Source organism: bacterium (genome assembly GCA_035530055.1).
In the GTDB taxonomy this organism is placed as follows: domain Bacteria; phylum UBA6262; class WVXT01; order WVXT01; family WVXT01; genus WVXT01.
Map to the genome: position 1 here is coordinate 1 of DATKVN010000048.1, position 17,612 is coordinate 17,612.

The 17,612-nt window shown below is 44.1% G+C and carries 19 protein-coding genes, 1 tRNA gene and 1 other RNA gene; 17 read left to right on the top strand and 4 right to left on the bottom strand.

Features of this window, described 5'->3' with window-relative positions:
* From VMW39_04090 to VMW39_04110, 5 genes are all read left to right on the top strand, one after another.
* Positions 1 to 516 (top strand): tetratricopeptide repeat protein (locus tag VMW39_04090; protein HUW23193.1); only part of this gene is annotated, 516 nt, incomplete at its 5' end.
* Position 517: 1 nt separating this feature from the next.
* On the top strand, positions 518 to 2,083 hold the full coding sequence (locus VMW39_04095; protein HUW23194.1) for a TonB-dependent receptor: 1,566 nt from the start codon (positions 518 to 520) through the stop codon (positions 2,081 to 2,083).
* Positions 2,084 to 2,170: 87 nt separating this feature from the next.
* Positions 2,171 to 2,773 (top strand): MotA/TolQ/ExbB proton channel family protein, encoded by a 603-nt coding sequence (locus VMW39_04100; protein ID HUW23195.1) that lies wholly within the window; start codon positions 2,171 to 2,173, stop codon positions 2,771 to 2,773.
* A gap of 153 nt (positions 2,774 to 2,926) precedes the next feature.
* Positions 2,927 to 3,331, top strand: coding sequence for a biopolymer transporter ExbD (locus tag VMW39_04105; GenBank protein ID HUW23196.1), 405 nt, complete (start codon positions 2,927 to 2,929; stop codon positions 3,329 to 3,331).
* 16 nt (positions 3,332 to 3,347) lie between these two features.
* Positions 3,348 to 4,070 carry an energy transducer TonB gene (locus VMW39_04110; GenBank protein ID HUW23197.1) on the top strand — a complete coding sequence of 241 codons (723 nt, stop codon included), beginning with the start codon at positions 3,348 to 3,350 and terminating at the stop codon, positions 4,068 to 4,070.
* 78 nt (positions 4,071 to 4,148) lie between these two features.
* On the opposite strand, the gene VMW39_04115 is transcribed toward VMW39_04110, so the two are convergent.
* Positions 4,149 to 4,232: transfer RNA gene (locus VMW39_04115), tRNA-Leu, on the bottom strand.
* Between the two features lie 107 nt (positions 4,233 to 4,339).
* Between VMW39_04115 and smpB the strand changes: the two genes are divergently transcribed.
* From smpB to VMW39_04150, 7 genes are all read left to right on the top strand, one after another.
* Positions 4,340 to 4,792 (top strand): SsrA-binding protein SmpB, encoded by a 453-nt coding sequence (gene smpB / locus VMW39_04120; protein ID HUW23198.1) that lies wholly within the window; start codon positions 4,340 to 4,342, stop codon positions 4,790 to 4,792.
* A gap of 1 nt (position 4,793) precedes the next feature.
* Positions 4,794 to 5,143, top strand: a transfer-messenger RNA (tmRNA) gene (ssrA, locus tag VMW39_04125).
* 265 nt (positions 5,144 to 5,408) lie between these two features.
* The gene (locus VMW39_04130; GenBank protein ID HUW23199.1) at positions 5,409 to 5,780 is read left to right on the top strand and encodes a response regulator; all 372 of its coding nucleotides are present in this window, start codon (positions 5,409 to 5,411) and stop codon (positions 5,778 to 5,780) included.
* Positions 5,781 to 5,985: 205 nt separating this feature from the next.
* Positions 5,986 to 7,200: an N-acetylmuramoyl-L-alanine amidase gene (locus VMW39_04135; protein HUW23200.1), complete on the top strand. Its 1,215-nt coding sequence runs from the start codon at positions 5,986 to 5,988 to the stop codon at positions 7,198 to 7,200.
* A 14-nt stretch (positions 7,201 to 7,214) separates the two neighbouring features.
* Positions 7,215 to 8,024, top strand: a complete 810-nt coding sequence (murI, locus tag VMW39_04140; GenBank protein HUW23201.1) for a glutamate racemase — start codon at positions 7,215 to 7,217, stop codon at positions 8,022 to 8,024.
* Positions 8,025 to 8,027: 3 nt separating this feature from the next.
* Positions 8,028 to 8,414: a 6-carboxytetrahydropterin synthase QueD gene (gene queD, locus VMW39_04145; protein HUW23202.1), complete on the top strand. Its 387-nt coding sequence runs from the start codon at positions 8,028 to 8,030 to the stop codon at positions 8,412 to 8,414.
* Positions 8,404 to 8,808: a secondary thiamine-phosphate synthase enzyme YjbQ gene (locus VMW39_04150; GenBank protein HUW23203.1), complete on the top strand. Its 405-nt coding sequence runs from the start codon at positions 8,404 to 8,406 to the stop codon at positions 8,806 to 8,808. The genes queD and VMW39_04150 overlap by 11 nt, the downstream gene beginning before the upstream one ends.
* Positions 8,809 to 8,863: 55 nt before the next feature.
* On the opposite strand, the gene VMW39_04155 is transcribed toward VMW39_04150, so the two are convergent.
* The 3 genes from VMW39_04155 to VMW39_04165 form a co-directional block, all read right to left on the bottom strand.
* A complete protein-coding gene (locus VMW39_04155; protein HUW23204.1) occupies positions 8,864 to 10,447 on the bottom strand; it encodes a 1,4-alpha-glucan branching protein domain-containing protein in 1,584 nt (527 codons plus the stop codon).
* 28 nt (positions 10,448 to 10,475) lie between these two features.
* On the bottom strand, positions 10,476 to 11,234 hold the full coding sequence (locus VMW39_04160) for a DUF4912 domain-containing protein (GenBank protein HUW23205.1): 759 nt from the start codon (positions 11,232 to 11,234) through the stop codon (positions 10,476 to 10,478).
* Positions 11,235 to 11,353: 119 nt separating this feature from the next.
* Positions 11,354 to 12,226 carry a HesA/MoeB/ThiF family protein gene (locus VMW39_04165; protein ID HUW23206.1) on the bottom strand — a complete coding sequence of 291 codons (873 nt, stop codon included), beginning with the start codon at positions 12,224 to 12,226 and terminating at the stop codon, positions 11,354 to 11,356.
* Between the two features lie 244 nt (positions 12,227 to 12,470).
* Between VMW39_04165 and surE the strand changes: the two genes are divergently transcribed.
* From surE to VMW39_04190, 5 genes are all read left to right on the top strand, one after another.
* Positions 12,471 to 13,244, top strand: coding sequence for a 5'/3'-nucleotidase SurE (gene surE / locus VMW39_04170; protein ID HUW23207.1), 774 nt, complete (start codon positions 12,471 to 12,473; stop codon positions 13,242 to 13,244).
* On the top strand, positions 13,235 to 15,241 hold the full coding sequence (gene uvrB / locus VMW39_04175) for an excinuclease ABC subunit UvrB (protein ID HUW23208.1): 2,007 nt from the start codon (positions 13,235 to 13,237) through the stop codon (positions 15,239 to 15,241). The genes surE and uvrB overlap by 10 nt, the downstream gene beginning before the upstream one ends.
* A gap of 198 nt (positions 15,242 to 15,439) precedes the next feature.
* Positions 15,440 to 15,703 carry a MerR family transcriptional regulator gene (locus VMW39_04180; GenBank protein ID HUW23209.1) on the top strand — a complete coding sequence of 88 codons (264 nt, stop codon included), beginning with the start codon at positions 15,440 to 15,442 and terminating at the stop codon, positions 15,701 to 15,703.
* Positions 15,704 to 15,739: 36 nt separating this feature from the next.
* A complete protein-coding gene (gene nadC / locus VMW39_04185; GenBank protein ID HUW23210.1) occupies positions 15,740 to 16,675 on the top strand; it encodes a carboxylating nicotinate-nucleotide diphosphorylase in 936 nt (311 codons plus the stop codon).
* A 67-nt stretch (positions 16,676 to 16,742) separates the two neighbouring features.
* Positions 16,743 to 17,537: a biotin--[acetyl-CoA-carboxylase] ligase gene (locus VMW39_04190; protein HUW23211.1), complete on the top strand. Its 795-nt coding sequence runs from the start codon at positions 16,743 to 16,745 to the stop codon at positions 17,535 to 17,537.
* Positions 17,538 to 17,612 lie beyond the last annotated feature (75 nt).

Sequence of the window (17,612 nt, forward strand, 5' to 3'; positions counted from 1 at the left end):
ATTGCCAAAAGCCCGGAAGATACTTTCTCCAGTGAGTCGCAGTATAAGATAGGAGAGAGCTATGAAAAGATGGGCAATAATGACCTTGCGCAGGAGGCTTTTCAGAAGATACTCCAGAAGTATCCCCAGTCAATAGCTGCAGCCAGAATCCACCTGAGAGACGGAATTTTGCTTGAAGAAAAGAAGGATTATAAAAAGGCAATAGAAAAATACAGATTAGCTACAAATTTAGCCCGCAACGAAGTAGGAGCGGAAGCGCAGAAGAGAATAGGTGACTGTTACTATTTCCGGAAAGATTACCACAATGCTATGGTTGAATATTTGAAGGTAGTATATCTCTATGACAAATACACGTACTTTGCTGCCCCTGCGCAATATATGGCTGGAGAATCTAACGGTAAAGAAAGGTTCTGGGAGGAAGCGAGGAAAGCTTATAAGAAGGTCATAGAGAATTATCCGGAAACCGAGTGGGCGAAGAAAGCACAAACAGAACTGGAGAGGATAGCCGATAAATAGTATGCCGATAAGAAAAATTATCTTTTTCATAGGAATCTTGATTTTTCTCTTTTTATGCAAACCCAATGCAGGGGCGGAAGCAGAGAAGCCAACTGAGGAGAAGCCTGCCTTCGAGCTACCGGAAGTGGTAATTATCGGAGAAGACCAGTCCAGAGTAATCATAGGTGGTGAAAGGCAGCCACTCATTGATCAGCCTTTTCTGAAAAAGGTGGAAGTTGGTCTGGAGCCAATGGCAAAAATCTCTCCTCTATCCTTTCCTCCGAGGAAGGAAAACATTATTGATTTCAGTTTTGCTTACGGGAGTTTCGACGCTTTAAAGGCTAACCTCAGTTACGGTAGACAGATTGGGGACAAAACTTACTATCTCCTTGGTATAGGAAAATACAAGACAGACGGAGAATTTCCTGGCAGGCGGTATAACCAGGATAGCGCGTTTTTAGAATTGGGATTCAAGCCTGTTGAAAAGCTCGATTTGAAAATTGCAACTTCTGGTCTCCTGAAAGATTATCGCTTGTCCAATTCTGCCATTACTCAAAATCTAGACCTATTCAACGTGGAATTAGGAATGGAGGGGAGAATAAGAGAAGGGAGCAATCTGGGATGTCAGTTCTTTGGTCAAATAGCAAACTTAAAGAATAACGATAAAGCCAAAAGTGAAATAGGGGGAGCCAGATTACAGGCGAGGATTGGTCTGACGGAAAGGAACTTACTGAACCTGGAAGCGCAACTTTATCAGGAGAGTCTTAGATTAGGTGGTGATAGGAGGCGTTACTCAATCAGTTACATTTCTCTGAGTGACGAATTTCTTCTCTTTGAAAGACTATGGGTTAACCTGGGACTGGAATACAAAGAGAAGAGTAAGCCCCTTACCTCATATCTTTATCCCACAGGCAGACTCTCTTACGAGCTGGTTCCCAATTTTAACCTCTGGGTAAAATATAAGCCAGAAATGGCAGTTCCCCTCTTCGATGAACTCTATATAGACAATGACTATACAGAGGTTAATTTAGACCTTCTTCCTCAGAAAAGAAAATTTTCTCTGGAGGAAGGTATGGAGTATAAACTCAGAGAGAACCTCTCTGGCAACATCTCCTTCTTTCAGAGGAGATTTAGAAATTTCATTGCTCTTTCCGACAATGGCATGATAGGAAGTTGGCAAAATATCTCCAACGTATATTCAGAAGGCGTGGAAGCATCCCTTGTTTACACCCCAACGGATAATTTTACTCAGACCTTGAGATATGTATATGAGAGAATAGAGGATGAAGACCAACCCGATGAGAAAGTGCCGTATAGACCCTTTCATTCTCTCAAAATTTCGTCACTCTATTCCTATAAGCCGTTAAGTGTAGTTCTATCAATCCTAATGCAAAGCGAAAGATATTACAATCGCTATCAATCTTTGCCCTTCTACTGGACGCTGGAAACAGAAATCTCCTATCGCGTAGCAAAGCAGCTTCTTATTTTTGTTCAAGGAGAGAATTTACTGCAGGAGAAGTATGCTGAGAGGTTCGGTTATCCGCTTGACCATAGTAAATTTTTTGGAGGGTTGAAACTAAAATTCTAACCGGAAGTAAAAGGAGTAGCGAAACTTGTTTCGCGATTAGTTGACGCAGAGCCAGCTCTGCTACTCCTATTCCAAAAGGAGGCTAAAATGCTGAACTATTTTTTACGCGGGGGAATAATGATGTATCCTCTTTTTATTGCTTCGGTTTTGGCTCTGGCGATAATCATCAACAAGTTGCAAGTTCTTTCGCGAGCGAAAACTGGCGAGAGGGAGCTAATGGGTAGAATTAAGGGACTGGTTGATCAAAAGAGGGTTGAACAAGCAGTAGCTGTCTGTAACAATTCCAAGGGGCCAGTTGCTTCCATATTGAAGGCAGGCTTGTCCCAGTATGACAAGGGGCAGAAAACAATGGAAGTTGCATTTGAAACGCAGGCTTCAGAAGAAGTTCCTCGCCTGGAAAACTATCTGCCTGCTCTGGCCACCATTGCCGCAGTATCCACTTTGATGGGGTTTACTGGCACAGTCTTAGGAATGATTCGCGCTTTCGATTCCATTGCTGCTGCCAGCGCCACTTCTCCGGCGATTGTAGCTTCAGGCATTTCCGAAGCGCTGATTACCACTGCCACCGGGTTACTCATTGCTATTCCCACACTTCTTTTCTATCGATATTTTGTCCATCGCGTGGATAGATTTGTTTCTGAGGTTGAGAGATACTGCAGAGAAGTGATTAGAATTTTAATTCCTGGTTAGGTTGGTGCTCTTTTGGGCGCCGGAGTCTGGAATTCCCGATTTCATCGGGAGAGGAAGAATAACCCCCGATTTCATCGGGGGGACTCCAGGGTGACCCTGATGTATCGGGGGCACTGTAAACAGTGCCCCCGACCAGATAAGGAGGCAAAGAAAATGCAATTCAGAAGACCAAGAACTCTCAGCACGCATCTCGATATCGCGCCAATGGCCGACGTCGTATTTCTACTCCTAATTTTCTTTATGTTATCTACTTCTTTTGTTGTTCAGCCAGGCATCCAGGTTAGATTACCCAAGGCAGTTACTTCCGAAATTCAGTTGAAGAAAGACCTCGTCTTAACGATTACTGCCGAGAACATACTCTTTTTGAACGAAGAACCGGTTACCCTGGATGGGCTGGGAGAAGCATTGCAGGCTGCTTTTGCCCAGAGGAAAGACAGATTGTTGATTATTAAAGCCGACCAGGAAGTTAAACATGGCCTGGTGGTGCATGCAATGGATATTGCAAAACTGAACGGAGCTGATAGATTAGCGATTGCCACAGAACCAAAGTTGCTGTGAGTTTCGGGAGAAAAGAATGTTTGCAGATCGCAATTTCCGGCTTTCACTAGTTATTTCTTTCATATTGCATTTGTTAATGCTGATATATATTCCCATAACCCAGCGCCATAGACCTCCGGTTAGATTTGTGGAGGTCTCTTTAGTTTCATTTCCGGCGATAAGACCCACTGAACCCGGTTACCCAAAGGCTTTGGCTCTTGCTCGACCGAGGACTGATATCCGTCCTGCTCCGGGAGTAGATGTGTGGACGCCAGGAGAGGGAGAGCCACTGGCAATTCTGGGCCCGGAAACGAAGATTACCCTATCAGAAGTCCCCGCGCCTGAGCCCGAATTGGGAGAGAAAATATCGATGCTGCCGGGTGAAGGCAGGTTCACCATGGAAGGAGTTAAAATTACGCCCGGAGTTCACGATAGAGGCGGCATTTTTGTGGGAAAGGGTGAGGCCCAAGAGTTTGCCATAACCGGTCCAGTCTCTCGTAGAGGAATTGTCCGGCGCGTTTATCCACAATATCCAAAGTGGGCAGAAGAGGCAGGGGTGAGTGGAGAAGTCCGCTTAAAGTTCTGGGTCCTGCCTGACGGATTAGTCAATAGAGTAGAGGTAACCCAGACTACGGGATATCCTGACCTGGACCAGATTGCCAGCCAGGCGATGAAGAAATGGCTCTTCGAGCCACTTTCTCCCAAGGAGAAGAAGATAGTCCAGTGGGGAACAATCACCCTCAAATTCAAACTGGAATAACGAAAATCAGACCCGGTGACTTAAGATGTATCTATTAGGGTTAATTGGGAGTTGCAAAGGAATGGGACTCTTAGCTAATGCCGAAGGGGGGACTTGAACCCCCAAGGGCTCTCGCCCACACGGCCCTGAACCGTGCGTGTTTGCCAATTTCACCACTTCGGCATAATTTCAGAATAATTTTAATTTAGCATGGAGAAAAAGTCAAGCCCAAACTTATGTTCGGGCTTTTTTATTTGCAAAAAGGAATCTATTTTGGTATAATTTAAAAAATGAAAAAAATCATAAGTACAAACAAAAAGGCTTTACACGAATATGAAATTTTAGAGACCTATGAGTCGGGAATTGTTTTAGTTGGCTCGGAAGTAAAGTCTTTGCGGGAAGGAAAAGCGGCTTTGAAGGGTGGTTTTGGTCTCATAGAAGGAGAAGAGGCATTCCTTTATAATGTACATATAAGCCCATATGAAAAATCCTCGACAAAGGATTACGACCCGAAGCGAAAGAGGAAGTTGCTTTTGCATAAGCATGAGATAAAAAGATTGATGGGCAGAGTTCAACAAAGAGGCTTGACTTTGGTCCCTTTAGAGATGTATTTTAAAAGGGGAAATGCGAAGGTTTCTCTTGGCCTTGCCAGGGGGAAAAAGACATATGATAAGAGAGAAGCATTAAAGAGGCGTGAAGCCGAGAGAGAAGTAAGAAGGTCGATGAAAGATAGATATAAATAAAGGGGGCGATCAGGTTTCGACAGGGATAGAGGAGGCAAGGACGGCAGGTCGAGGTTTGTCGAAGGCTCGTTAATCAATCGACAACAAAACTAAGTGCTGACACTACTAAGTTAGCATTAGCCGCGTAAGCGGACACGCTCACCTCTTTTTGCCCATTGGATGGGGATGAGTGTCAGAGAGATGGGATAGTTCCGGCTTTTGCCTTGGAAGTCGGGATGAGATTTAAAGGCTGCTCCGTCTCGAATCCTGTCTTTGGGTAATAAGGCGGGGGAGATTCCAAACAAAGACTAAACCTGTAGATGTCCTGCTGAAATATTTCTGGACGCGGGTTCGATCAAAGGGTCGACTCCCGAAGTAATTCGGGATGCAAAACCTGGCTTACATCAGGGAAACCCTAATCCTGATAATACAGGAAAGGGTAATCCTGAGGGGCGAAAGCCCTGCAGAGACTGCAATGATAGGAGGTGATATCGTTGGGCGAAATTGAACCAGCGATAAATCTATGCCTTCTATAATACGTCAGGCTCCCCGATTGGGGATGAAGAGATAGTCCATACCACTTAGAAATAAGTGGGGTATATGTCCCGCCGCCTCCACCAAAATCATAGGCAGAGATATGAACAGGAAATCAAAAATACTCATAATTGATGATGACCCCGATGCTCTAGAGACAATGACAGCAGTACTGGAAACTCGCGATTACCAGGTATTGACGGCCCTTTCGGGATTGGAAGGGATTAGTAAGGCAAGCAAGGAGAAGCCCGACCTCATTATGATGGACGTATTGATGCCTGAAGTTGATGGATTTGCTACCTGCAAGATGATTAAAGAAAATGAAGAAATTAAAAATATTCCTGTAATTCTTCTCACAGGTACAGGAATGGTTGGCGATATGGAAAAGGGCTTTGCAGCCGGGGCTAGTGACTTTATGATTAAGCCAATCGATTGGGATGCACTTTTCTTAAAGATTAAAAAATTAATCCCATAATAAAACAATCAGGTAGATTGCTCTTTCAAGTGATGAAAAGAGAAAAATTGGAGTCCTCCCGAAAGGGAGGAATGACTCCCGATTTCATCGGAGAGAGGAATAACCTTGCTTTCGCAAGGACTCCAGCCAAACATGTTGGTTGCCCTTTCGGAATGACGAGAATCTAGACTGAAATTTGACTATAGAGAAAAGTAGTGAGGTGTAGTTGAAAAAATTATTTCTATGCGGGTTAATATTGATTTTCTGTTTCTCCCTTGCCTCAGCACAGGAGCAGCTGGCTAAGATTGAAGTGGTTACTGCCGAGAAGACTTATAGCGATATCGACTTACTTTTGATTGCGGGAATGGGTTATCTGAAAATCAATGATGTGGCCGAGGTATTTGATGGGAAAGTCGATTTTGACCCGGTTAAGAATAAGGCAAGTTTAGAATTGAGTCAGGGGAAGGTAGAATTTTTTGTTGATAGCACTGAAGTAATTATCGACAATATTAAACGCAAGATGAAAAAGGAAACCAAAATTATTGAAGGAAGAGTATGGATTCCCCTGGAAGTTGTGGTTACTAAGGCATTTGGCGAGGTACTTGGTGGACAGGTATCCTGGGATTATGCGGGCAAAACTTTGTCTACTGTGGAGAAGATGCCTGGTGCTCCTCTAAAAGAAGAAGAGGAAGAGGTTCCTCCTCCAGAACCCGAAATAACTGCACCTGTCTCGCCCGTGGAAGGAGTGAAGAAGCAAAGAGTTAGAACTATCGTGATTGACCCGGGACATGGAGGCAAAGACCCGGGGGCAATCGGCCCTCGGGGTACCAAGGAGAAGGACGTGGTGCTGAGAATAGCCCATAAGTTAGCTAAAGAGTTACATAAGAATCTGAAAACAAGAGTTATCTTAACCAGGTACCACGACGTTTTTCTGCCCCTTGCCGACAGAACTGCCATAGCTAACCAGCAGAAGGCTGACCTGTTTATCAGCATTCACTGCAATGCTTCCCTGAAGTCGCGTACTAAAGGTTTTGAGGTCTACTTCCTGTCTGATGAAGTATCTGATGAAGAGGCACAAGCAGTAGCCAATATGGAGAATGCAGTAATGGCTTTAGAAGAGAGAACAGAAGAGAGAAATGAGTTATCTTCCATCCTGTGGTCATTAACTATGAATGAATTTATGAATGAGTCAAGTGAGCTTTGTTCGCTCATCTGTTCCGAAGTCGACAGAAAATTAAGAGATGTGGAGAACAGAGGGGTTAAACAGGCCGGTTTCACGGTTTTGCGGGGAGCTAAGATGCCGGCTATTCTTGTGGAAGCAGCGTTTATTTCCAATCGCTCGGGAGAAAGAAGGCTGAAAAGCAGCAAATTTCAGAAAAGTGTAGTGGAATCCATCTGTACGGGGGTAAAAGAATACAAGGAATGGGTGGAGAGGTGGTAAACATAGGAGGGGAAATGGTAGAAAAGCCAGTCGGGGTATTTGACTCAGGCGTTGGCGGATTGACTGTTGTTAGCCAGTTATTCAGGATTCTTCCCCAAGAGGATATTATCTACTTTGGCGATACAGCACATCTCCCTTACGGTTCCAAGTCTAAAGAGGCAGTCACTCACTACTCTTTAGATATTGCAAATTTTCTAAAAACACAAAAAGTAAAGATTATCATAGTGGCTTGTAATACCGCCTCATCTTTCGCCCTTTCTTCGTTGAAAGAAAATATAGAGACTCCCGTCATTGGTGTAATAGAACCCGGTGCTCGGGCTGCAATAGATGCTACCAGAAATTTCAAGATAGGGATTATCGGGACAGAAGGAACAATAAAAAGTAGAGCATTTGAGGAAGCTCTCAAGAAGATAGACAAAAATGTAAAAGTATTTTCTCAAGCCTGCCCGTTATTTGTTCCTCTTGTTGAGGAAGGTTGGCTTGACAAACCTGAGACTTCGCAGATTGCCGAAAAATATCTATCTCCTCTAAAAGATAAGGACATAGATACTCTCATTTTGGGATGCACTCATTATCCGCTTTTAAAGGAGCTCCTGTCGAGAATAATGGGACAGGAAATTTCTCTTATAGATACTGCTGAAGCTACAGCTAAGGCTGTAAAAAGAATGCTCGAGGAGAAAAAATTGTTGAGAAAGGGAAATCGTAAAGCAGTATATAAATTTTTTGTCAGCGATGACCCGGAGAAGTTTCTGCAGCTTGGCAGGAGGTTTCTGGGAAAGAGTATGGATAAGGCGGAAAGAGTTAATCTGGCGGAGATGGGGTAAACGATGTACGAAGTTATGGTGGAGGGAAGTTTTTCCGCGGCGCATAATTTACGGGGCTACAGGAAAAAATGCGAGAAATTGCATGGTCACAATTGGAAAGTAGAAGTTGGAATTCGTGGAGAAAAGTTGGATAAAACTGGTATGTTGATAGATTTCAGAGAGGTGAAAGATTATCTGGAAAGGATTATGGGAAAACTAGACCATAAATATTTAAATGAAATTTCGCATTTTAAAGTGACTAATCCGACTTCTGAAAACATCGCCAGGTTTATTTACAATGAGTTAAAATCCCGGTTGAAAGGTTCTCTCTATATGGTGAGCAAAGTGACTGTGTGGGAGAGCGACACCACTTCTGCAACTTATTTTCAGGACAAGAAAAATGTTGAATAGATTGAGCATCAGAACGCACTCGCGATCGGAATTAATGGATATAACGCCTCTGGTAAGGGATATAGTGCATAAGAGCAAGATTGAGAATGGTCTCTGCTATGTTTTCGTTCCCCATACTACTGCCGGGATTACCATCAATGAGAATGCAGATCCCAGTGTCAGGCAGGATATTCTGATGGGGCTGGATAAGCTGGTTCCCTGGCAGGGTGATTATACTCATCTGGAAGGGAATGCTGCTGCCCACATTAAGGCCAGTTTGGTAGGCTCCTCGGAGACAATCCCTATAGAGAAGGGAGACCTCGTCCTGGGCACATGGCAGGGAGTCTTCTTTGCCGAATTTGACGGCCCCAGGCGCAGAGAAGTCTGGATAAAAATAAAAAAGGGGTCAGAGTGATTTTTTGAGCTTTCCTTTCGGTCGCAGTACAGAAAAAAAGGGGACAGTCCCCTTTTTAGAGGTAGGCGCGGTAGTCCATTTCAGGAAAGATGTTGTCTCTGTATTCGAGGTCGTTAAGGAAGTTTTCGTCGATTCTGTTATTTTTTATCTCTTCATACAATCTGTTGAACTGGTGGATATGGTTGCGCGTTCTCTTTTCAGCATATTCGACCATTCTGCCAGTGGTCATAATGAATGCCCAATCTGAAGCCTGAGCCAGAAGCAATTCTCTGGCAGCCTGATTCAACGCTCGCTTTTTCACTCCCCTTGCCTCTGGGTTCTCGTCGGTTATTTCTACCATTCTCTCAGTAACCTTGTGCAGGTGTCGGTAAATCCAGTCATTGTTTCTGTTCAGCCAGACCTCATTATATCCTTTATCTCCCCAGCTGGACATAGAAGGTGTTATTACCTGATTTTTTGGATTCTCATTTAAATACTCTGAGGGAGTGACCGGTCTAAGTGTAGTTTGGTCATAATGTATTTTTCGGAAGAGGAAATTGAGGAAATCGGGACCTTCGTACCACCAGTGGCCAAAAAGTTCAGCATCGTAAGGAGCCACGATAATCGGTTTACGGCCCATAAAATCGTATAAATACTCCACCTGCTTTTCTCTATTAAAGATAAAATTTCCCGCATGCTCAGCCGCAGCCTCCAGAGCTTCTTGGGGATGGTAGGGTTCTTTCTTATCCAGGGCTACTTTACCTGTGATTTTATGATACTTGATTCCTACATTTCTCCTTATGCCATCAGAGTGGAGATACGGACGGATGTAGTTGTAATCCAGGTCATAACCTAGATCTCTGTAGAATTCCCTATAGCGAAAATCTCCAGGGTAACCGGTCTCAGCGCTCCACACCTGCAGGGAAGACTCAACGTCGCGGCCAAATGCTACCACTCCCGAAGGGCAATAGACCGGAGCAAAAACAGCATAGCGGGGTCGGGGAGTGCCGTAGATAATCCCGTGAGTGTCGAGAAAGAAGAATCGCAAATTCTCTTCTTTTAGAATTTCGTCGTCTCCTGGATTGTAGGCGCACTCGGAGAGCCAAATTCCCTTTGGCCGATGACCAAATTTAAATAGATGGTCTCGCATTGCTATCCTTACCTGAGCTCGAACAGCACGGCGGTATACCATAAGAGGGAGAAATCCATGAGTGGCGCAACAGGTTATGACTTCAATTTTTCCCAGGTCCTGGAATTTACGGAAAGCATTGAGGAGATTCCCATTATACTTCTCTTCGAAAATAAACCGCACTTCTTTCAATCTCTTCTCATACATTTGGGCAGCTTCCTGAAACTCAGGCTGTTTTCTTACGCGGATTTGTTCCTTCTCCGTTAGCTCAATCAACTTAGACAAATGACGCAAATATCGACTCTGAAGTAAAGGGTCGGAAAACATTGCTGTCAAGGTTGGGCTAATGGAAATGGTCAGTCTGAAATCTACTCCGTCATTTATTAATCCATCTAAAACCCTAATTAGAGGAATATATGTTTCAGTTAGAGCTTCGTAGAGCCAATCTTCTTCAAGAAAGTCCTCGTGTTCAGGATGGCGAACAAAAGGAAGATGGGCGTGAAGGAGAAGACATAAGTATCCTTTTTCCATAGTTTTTTCCTGGATCATAATGTGAATGCTATTTGGGCTTACGGGAGGTAGGGATAGGAGAGCCTACGCCAAGAGGTAAGATTTCTTCCAGACGCCGGGAAAGGATTTTCATTGCCTCCTCAGTGCTTAAGCCAGACTTATCAAGATGCATCTTTTTTACCAGTTTCTCAAACTCTTCTTTTACAATCATCCATTCCTCGTCGCCGATTTCGGATATCTTTCCTTTGGGCAGGGAAACCGCGTTGGAACGGGCAAGGGTGATGAACTCACCCTCTTCAGTTAGAAGTCCGATGTCGCTCAAGTAGGTACGGCCACTTTCTGGCACTTGAAAATACCAATTACCGATTTCTGAATATACTTTCACATCAAATTGCTTATGAGCGTTTCTGCCATTGAACACAATATCAGTCACATCATAAAATCTAAGGGTTAAGCTGCTTCTGGAAAATATCCCCTCTCCTCGTTTCTTCCTGGTTTCTTCTTTACTTACCTCATTAATCTCCCAATAGGCATAAATCCATCTGGGATCGCGGGGTAAAAGAGCTATTTTAGTCTCTCCATAACGTTCCTGAAGCGGGGCACCCCGGTCAATGAATAGACTTACCCTTTCTTCCTTTTCAGCTGGAGGAGGTGGCTGGAGAGAAGTTTTGGCAGTTTCTGGCTCGCTTTCTTCCTTAAAGATAATCTTCTTATACCTTTCTTTTGCTCCCTTTACTCCGTACTTACTGACCAGTTTCTGCCAGGGCGTTAATTTTCTATATTTTCTGGCCTTTTTTCTCTTTTTCATGTCAATTATATTTACCAAATCCAAAGCCTTTTGTCAAGAAAATTCTGGGGATTGATGTTACAATGCTTAATTATTTTTTTCTGTTATGCTTGATTGCTTGAGAAGATGCTCGAGTAGGCTTAAAGGGAGAGGCTAATTATCTCTATATTCCCTGATTCAGCATCTATAGTTAATAGTCTGTTATGCAGCAGTTTATCGATTCCCAGCAGGACCTTTATGACTTCTTGGGCCTGAAACGAAGCAACGATACTGGCTGTAGTAGGAGGAGTTCCCAGGTCACTCTCACTTCCCACCTCTGGAGCCCTATCGCGTGAACCATAAATCCTTATCAATCCTTCATCTTCTGGCAATATGGTGGTGACCTGTCCGTAGAATCCGGCTATAGCGCCGTGAACTAAGGGAAGACCTTCTTTTTTAGATGCTGCTTCTAAGATAAAACGGGCGCCTATTTCACCTAAAGCGTCCACAATGACATTTGCCCCTTTTATCAATCGGGTGGCATTCTCTTCGGTAATATGACGAGAAAAAGAAGTCACTTCAACTCCTGAGTTAATCTGCCCTACTCTCTCCACTGCTGCCTGAGACTTATTCTGTCTAAGGTTCTTTTCCTGACAGAGCAGATGTCGATTGATATTACTATCTTCAAAGGAGTCTCCATCAACTACTATGAGATGTCCCACACCCATTCTAGCCAAGAGCTCCGTAACTGTTCCTCCCAGACCTCCGGCACCAGCTATAACCACTTTTGACCTGAGTAGCTTAATTTGACCCTCGATTCCCACTGTTCCGATATTTCTCTGGTAGCGTTCAGGAACTACCTCCTTCTCTAAGGCAGCAATTTCTACTTCTTTTCCCAGAACTTTCTTCTTATTGGCAATCTTTCTTACTGCTTCGATAGAGAGGCTTTCATACTCCTTTCCATCGGGAGCGATTGCCTTTCGGACCAGGCTTCTTATTTCCTCAAAGAGTCCATTTGCCATAGTTTCAACCACTCGCAATCTTAGGCAGATTTTACTCAGATTAAGAAAAAAATATCATAAATTAACTGTTATTGTCAACTTAAATTTATGTTGATTTTATTTAAAAGTTTTGTTAGTATACATTATAAATTACACTGGTCGGTCGTCCTTTAGGATGACGAGGAGTAGCGAAGCAGAGCTTCGCGTTTTGGCACTCTGTCCCGAGGCCGGGACCGAATCGGGAAAGAGTGCCTGACCGCACAGACAGGGAATAGAAATGCGGATTCTGGTGACTAATGATGATGGAATACATGGTAAGGGGTTTGAGTCCCTGGTTCGAGCATTATCAACACTTGGTGAAGTTTACGTTGTCCTGCCCGACCAGCAGAGGTCGACTACCAGTCACTCTATGACCCTGGATAAACCTCTACGGATCCAAAAACTGGAAGAGAAGAAATTTCTGGTGAACGGAACTCCCTCAGATTGCGTGAGACTGGGTATACTGGGTTTGATGAAGGGGGATGTGGAGTTAGTAGTTGCGGGAATAAATAATGGTCCCAACCTTGGTGATGATGTAACTTATTCTGGAACAGTGGGAGCAGCCTTGGAAGGAACTCTGTTGGAAATTCCCTCCTTTGCCATATCCTTAGTTGTCACGGGTGGATACCACTTTGAAGTGGCAGCAAATTTTGGGCGCTTTCTGGCTGAAAAAATTATCCAGCAAGGCTTACCTAAAAGCGTCTACCTTAACGTGAATGTTCCCGATTTACCTCTGGATGAAATTAGGGGAATGGAAATAACCAGACAGGGGAAGAGAATATACGGTAAAGAGATTCAGGAACGTATGGACCCTCGTGGAGAAAAGTACTATTGGATTGCTGGTGAGAATATCTCTGGAATCTCGGAGGAGGGCACGGATATTGTCGCCATTGAGCATAATAAGATATCGATTACACCCTTGTCTCTCGACCGTACCGATTATCCGATGATAGAAGCTTTGAAGAGATGGAATCTTAATTGGAAGAAAGCTTTTAGTGGAGAATTGACTTGAAATTCAAATTGGTTTCAGATTTTGTTCCTCGGGGAGACCAACCCCCGGCAATTAAGGAACTGACTGAAGGTATTCTGCGAGGAGAAAAGAATCAAGTATTACTTGGCGTGACTGGCTCAGGAAAGACGTTCTCTGTTGCGAGTTTGATAGCCAATGTTAATAGACCTACACTAATAATTTCCCATAATAAGACCCTGGCAGCGCAGCTCTATTCCGAATTTAAGCAATTCTTTCCGGAAAATAGCGTAGAGTATTTTGTGAGCTATTATGACTACTACCAACCTGAGGCCTATGTTCCCCAGACCGATACCTATATAGAGAAGGACGCTTCCATCAACGATCGGATTGACCGGTTAAGGCTAAAAGCCACCAGTTCTCTTTTAGAAAGGAAGGATGTTATCATTGTGGCTTCTGTATCCTGTATCTATGGCATTGGTTCCCCCCAGGAATGGAAGGAGTCTCTGGTCATTCTGCTCAAGGGTAACTCCTATCCCCGGCAGGATTTGCTGAGGGATTTAGTCCGTATCCAGTATCAGAGAAACGACATCAGTTTCACCCGGGGAAATTTCAGGGTCAGGGGAGATGTTGTGGAAATATATCCTGCCTATCTGGAAACCGCTCTCAGGGTAGAATTTTTTGGCGATGAGATTGAGAGGATAACTGAAATCGACCCTTTAACCGGTAAAGTTTTAACGGACAAAGATAAGGTATATATCTATCCGGCAAAACATTTCGTCACTACCGGACCGAGGCTGGAGGAAGCTATAAAAGCGATAAAGAAAGAGTTGGAACAAAGATTAAAGGAATTGAGGTCTCAAAATAAGTTACTGGAAGCCCAGAGGTTAGAGACCAGGACAAATTACGATATTGAGATTATGCGTGAAGTAGGCTATTGTACTGGAATCGAAAACTATTCCAGACATCTCTCGGGAAGAAAGCCGGGAGAGCCCTCATCCTGTCTGATTAACTATTTTCCCCAGGAATTCCTGACGATTATCGATGAATCTCACGTTACTATTCCTCAAGTGAATGGTATGTATAAAGGAGACCGTTCCAGAAAAGAGACCCTTGTGGAATATGGCTTTCGCCTGCCCAGTGCCCTGGATAATCGACCTTTAAAATTTGCTGAATTTGAAAGGTTGGTCAATCAGGTCATCTATGTTTCAGCTACCCCGGCTCCTTATGAACTGAAGAAGGCGAAAGGTGTTGTGGTAGAGCAGGTTATAAGACCGACTGGATTGGTCGATCCGGCAGTGGAGATAAGGCCCACCAAAGGCCAGGTTGATAACTTAATTAAAGAGATTGAGAAAAGAATGGAGAGGAGAGAGAGGGTTCTGGTGACTACCCTAACTAAGCGAATGGCAGAGGATTTATGTTCTTTTCTTGTAGAGAAGGGCTTACGCGTGCGCTATCTCCATTCAGAGATTGAGACTTTGAGCAGGGTGGAGATTTTGAAGGACCTCCGGAAAGGTGAGTTCGACTGTCTGGTGGGGATAAACCTGTTAAGGGAAGGACTCGATTTGCCAGAGGTCTCCTTAGTGGCTGTACTCGATGCAGATAAAGAAGGATTCTTGAGGTCTGAAACCTCTTTGATACAGGTTTGTGGAAGGGCATCTCGCAACGTAAATGGCCAGGTAATTATGTATGCAGATGGAATGACTCAATCGATGCGCCGCGCCATCACAGAAATGGACCGCAGGCGTAAGAAACAGTTAGAGTATAACAGGAAATTACACATTATTCCTCAGACAATTCAAAAAGCAATCAGAGAAGAAGAAGAATTTATCGATGAAACGAAACAGAGGGCTTACGGAATCTTACGGGAGAGGGGTTACGATTATTTAACCGAAGAGCAGGCGCCTCTGGTATTGAAGCAGCTTGAGCGCGAGATGCGCCAGGCTGCAGACAACCTTGATTTTGAGCTGGCAACAATATTAAGAGACAAAATTTTTGAATTGAAAGGGTTACCGCATAGAAAAAGAGTTGTTCACAGGTAGTCGCACTTCAGCCTGCGTCTAAGAAAGGAGTAGCAGACCTTGGTCTGCGTCTAACCTAAAGGTTGCGGCTACCAAATTATTCCAATAAATCAAAAAGGGTCGCCGTCGCGACGAATAAGGAGCGACAAGTCTGGCGACGGGTTCGAGATGGTGAGAACCCCGGTCGGATTGAGCGAAGCGAAAGGAGGTAGGAGGCGGGTGGCTCGTAAAAAATTACACTCCCAGGATTTATTAAAAATTGGCGAGATAGCTAAGCTGGCGGGTGTATTACCGTCAACCATAAGGTACTATACAGAAATTGGCTTAGTAGAACCAGCTGGTACCACGCCTGGAGGTCAAAAACTTTACGATAAAGAAGATACTTTGAGTAGGATTCGGATGATTAAGAACATCGAAAGGAAACGCCTGCCTTTACAGAAGATTAAGAAAATAATCGAAAATCACAGAGCAAAAAAGTTGTAATATAAGGCATAGATTAATCGGAGCGAGGAGGAAAATGTGAACCTTGATTTAAAAAAGATAAGACCAATTGTTAAAAATGCGCTCCGGGAGGATATCGGGAGAGGGGATATTACCACTGGTTTACTTGTGCCGGAAACAAAGAGAATAAAAGCAAAGATAGTAGCCAGGGAGTCGGGGGTGGTTGCCGGGATAGGAGTGGCAGAAGAGGTGTTCAAAACTGTGGAAAGCTTAATTATTAGAAAAGGCAAGGAAGGAAGAGAAATCAAGTTCAAAAAGAGAGTGGAAGATGGAGACCAAGTAAAGAAAGGAGAGACCCTGGCAGAAGTTCGGGGAAGCGCTCAGGTGGTACTGACAGGGGAAAGAACAGCGCTAAACTTTTTGCAGCACCTTTCGGGGATTGCCACACTAACCCGAAAATATGTGGAGGCTATGAAATCTACCGGGCTTCAGGGAAAGACAGGAGTTTATGATACAAGGAAAACACTCCCGGGCCTAAGGTATCTGGAGAAGTATGCAGTGAGTTGCGGCGGTGGATATAATCATCGGATGGGCCTTTATGATATGGTACTGGTTAAAGATAACCATTGGCGGATAGCAGGCGTTCGCACGGGAGAGAGAGTTCCGGGCGGCTGGAATTTGGAAGAGATAAGGAAGAAGATTCCCAAGGGAATGAAAGTAGAGGTGGAGGTGGATAGTCTCAGGCAACTGAAAAGAGTATTAGATATGGATGTGGATATTATTATGCTCGATAATATGAAACTCCCTATTTTAAAGAAGGCAGTAAGAATGGTTAAAATGGCGCGGGATAGAAAAGGGACAAAAAGTCCGGCTATCGAAGTCTCGGGGAAAATAAATTTAAAGAGTATTAAACAGATTGCTCATCTGGGAGTGGATAGGATATCGGTGGGAGAGATTACTCACTCAGCAAGGGCACTGGATATAAGTTTGGAGATAGTGGGCATAACGACATAGTAAGAGTAAAATGGTTAGCCTAGCGGTTTAACCCTGGGAAAAGGTGACAAGGTGCCAAGGCGGAAAAGTGAAGAAAGCAGGGACGCGCGTTTCTTTTCGTTCATCAAGAATTATAGGGAGAAAAATATTTCGGTATGTAAGGATCACTTCCACTCAGGATAAGGCAAAGAAGTTTGCACAGAAGGGTCTTGCTGAGGGAACGGTTGTTATTGCAGAAATCCAGACCCAGGGAAAGGGTCGCCTAGGGAGAAGATGGGTTTCGCCAAAGGGGGGTATCTGGCTATCCGTTATCCTCCGTCCTGAAATAACCCCCATGGAAGTGCCAAAAACAACTATGATTGGGAGCCTCGCTGTAGCAAAAGCTATAGCCGAACTCACCAGAATAGAAGTAAAGCTTAAATGGCCAAACGATGTTCTAATTCGTCACATTCCTGGTATTGAATTTAAGAAAGTATGTGGGGTGCTGACGGAAATGGTCTCAGGTGTTAGCCAGGTTAATTACGTTATCACAGGCCTGGGAATTAATGTGAATAATCGAATTCCTCCCCCTCTAAGAGCTAATGCGACTTCTCTTAAGGATGTTATAGGTCGCAACCTACCCAAACAGAAACTTTTAAGAAAAGTGCTGGAAAATTTTGATAAATATTATTGGAATTTTAAAAGGCAAGGGATGGGTCCAATTCTAAAAGAGTGTAAGAGGATGTCGGCTGTGCTGGATAAGGAAGTTAAGATTGAGTGCGCGGATGGGATTATTGAAGGTAAAGCCCTGGATATAGATGAGTACGGAGCTTTGATTGTAGAGACAGAGGACGGCAGGAAGAGAGTTGTTGCTGGCGACGTGACAATACTCTCGAAAATGTAGCCGCAGAGCGATAGCTCTGCGTCAATGTAGGGGCGACACTCCGTGGTCGCCCAAAGGAAGGGACGGCACAGAGTC

What these genes read in the sequence shown, in the direction of transcription:
- VMW39_04110 (HUW23197.1), top strand. Translation starts at nt 3,348, where the DNA reads ATGTTTGCAGATCGCAATTTCCGGCTTTCACTAGTTATTTCTTTCATA.
- VMW39_04095 (HUW23194.1), top strand. Translation starts at nt 518, where the DNA reads ATGCCGATAAGAAAAATTATCTTTTTCATAGGAATCTTGATTTTTCTC.
- queD (HUW23202.1), top strand. Translation starts at nt 8,028, where the DNA reads ATGTACGAAGTTATGGTGGAGGGAAGTTTTTCCGCGGCGCATAATTTA.
- VMW39_04105 (HUW23196.1), top strand. Translation starts at nt 2,927, where the DNA reads ATGCAATTCAGAAGACCAAGAACTCTCAGCACGCATCTCGATATCGCG.
- VMW39_04100 (HUW23195.1), top strand. Translation starts at nt 2,171, where the DNA reads ATGCTGAACTATTTTTTACGCGGGGGAATAATGATGTATCCTCTTTTT.
- VMW39_04130 (HUW23199.1), top strand. Translation starts at nt 5,409, where the DNA reads ATGAACAGGAAATCAAAAATACTCATAATTGATGATGACCCCGATGCT.
- surE (HUW23207.1), top strand. Translation starts at nt 12,471, where the DNA reads ATGCGGATTCTGGTGACTAATGATGATGGAATACATGGTAAGGGGTTT.
- murI (HUW23201.1), top strand. Translation starts at nt 7,215, where the DNA reads ATGGTAGAAAAGCCAGTCGGGGTATTTGACTCAGGCGTTGGCGGATTG.
- VMW39_04160 (HUW23205.1), bottom strand. Translation starts at nt 11,234, where the DNA reads ATGAAAAAGAGAAAAAAGGCCAGAAAATATAGAAAATTAACGCCCTGG.
- VMW39_04150 (HUW23203.1), top strand. Translation starts at nt 8,404, where the DNA reads ATGTTGAATAGATTGAGCATCAGAACGCACTCGCGATCGGAATTAATG.
- smpB (HUW23198.1), top strand. Translation starts at nt 4,340, where the DNA reads ATGAAAAAAATCATAAGTACAAACAAAAAGGCTTTACACGAATATGAA.
- VMW39_04155 (HUW23204.1), bottom strand. Translation starts at nt 10,447, where the DNA reads ATGGAAAAAGGATACTTATGTCTTCTCCTTCACGCCCATCTTCCTTTT.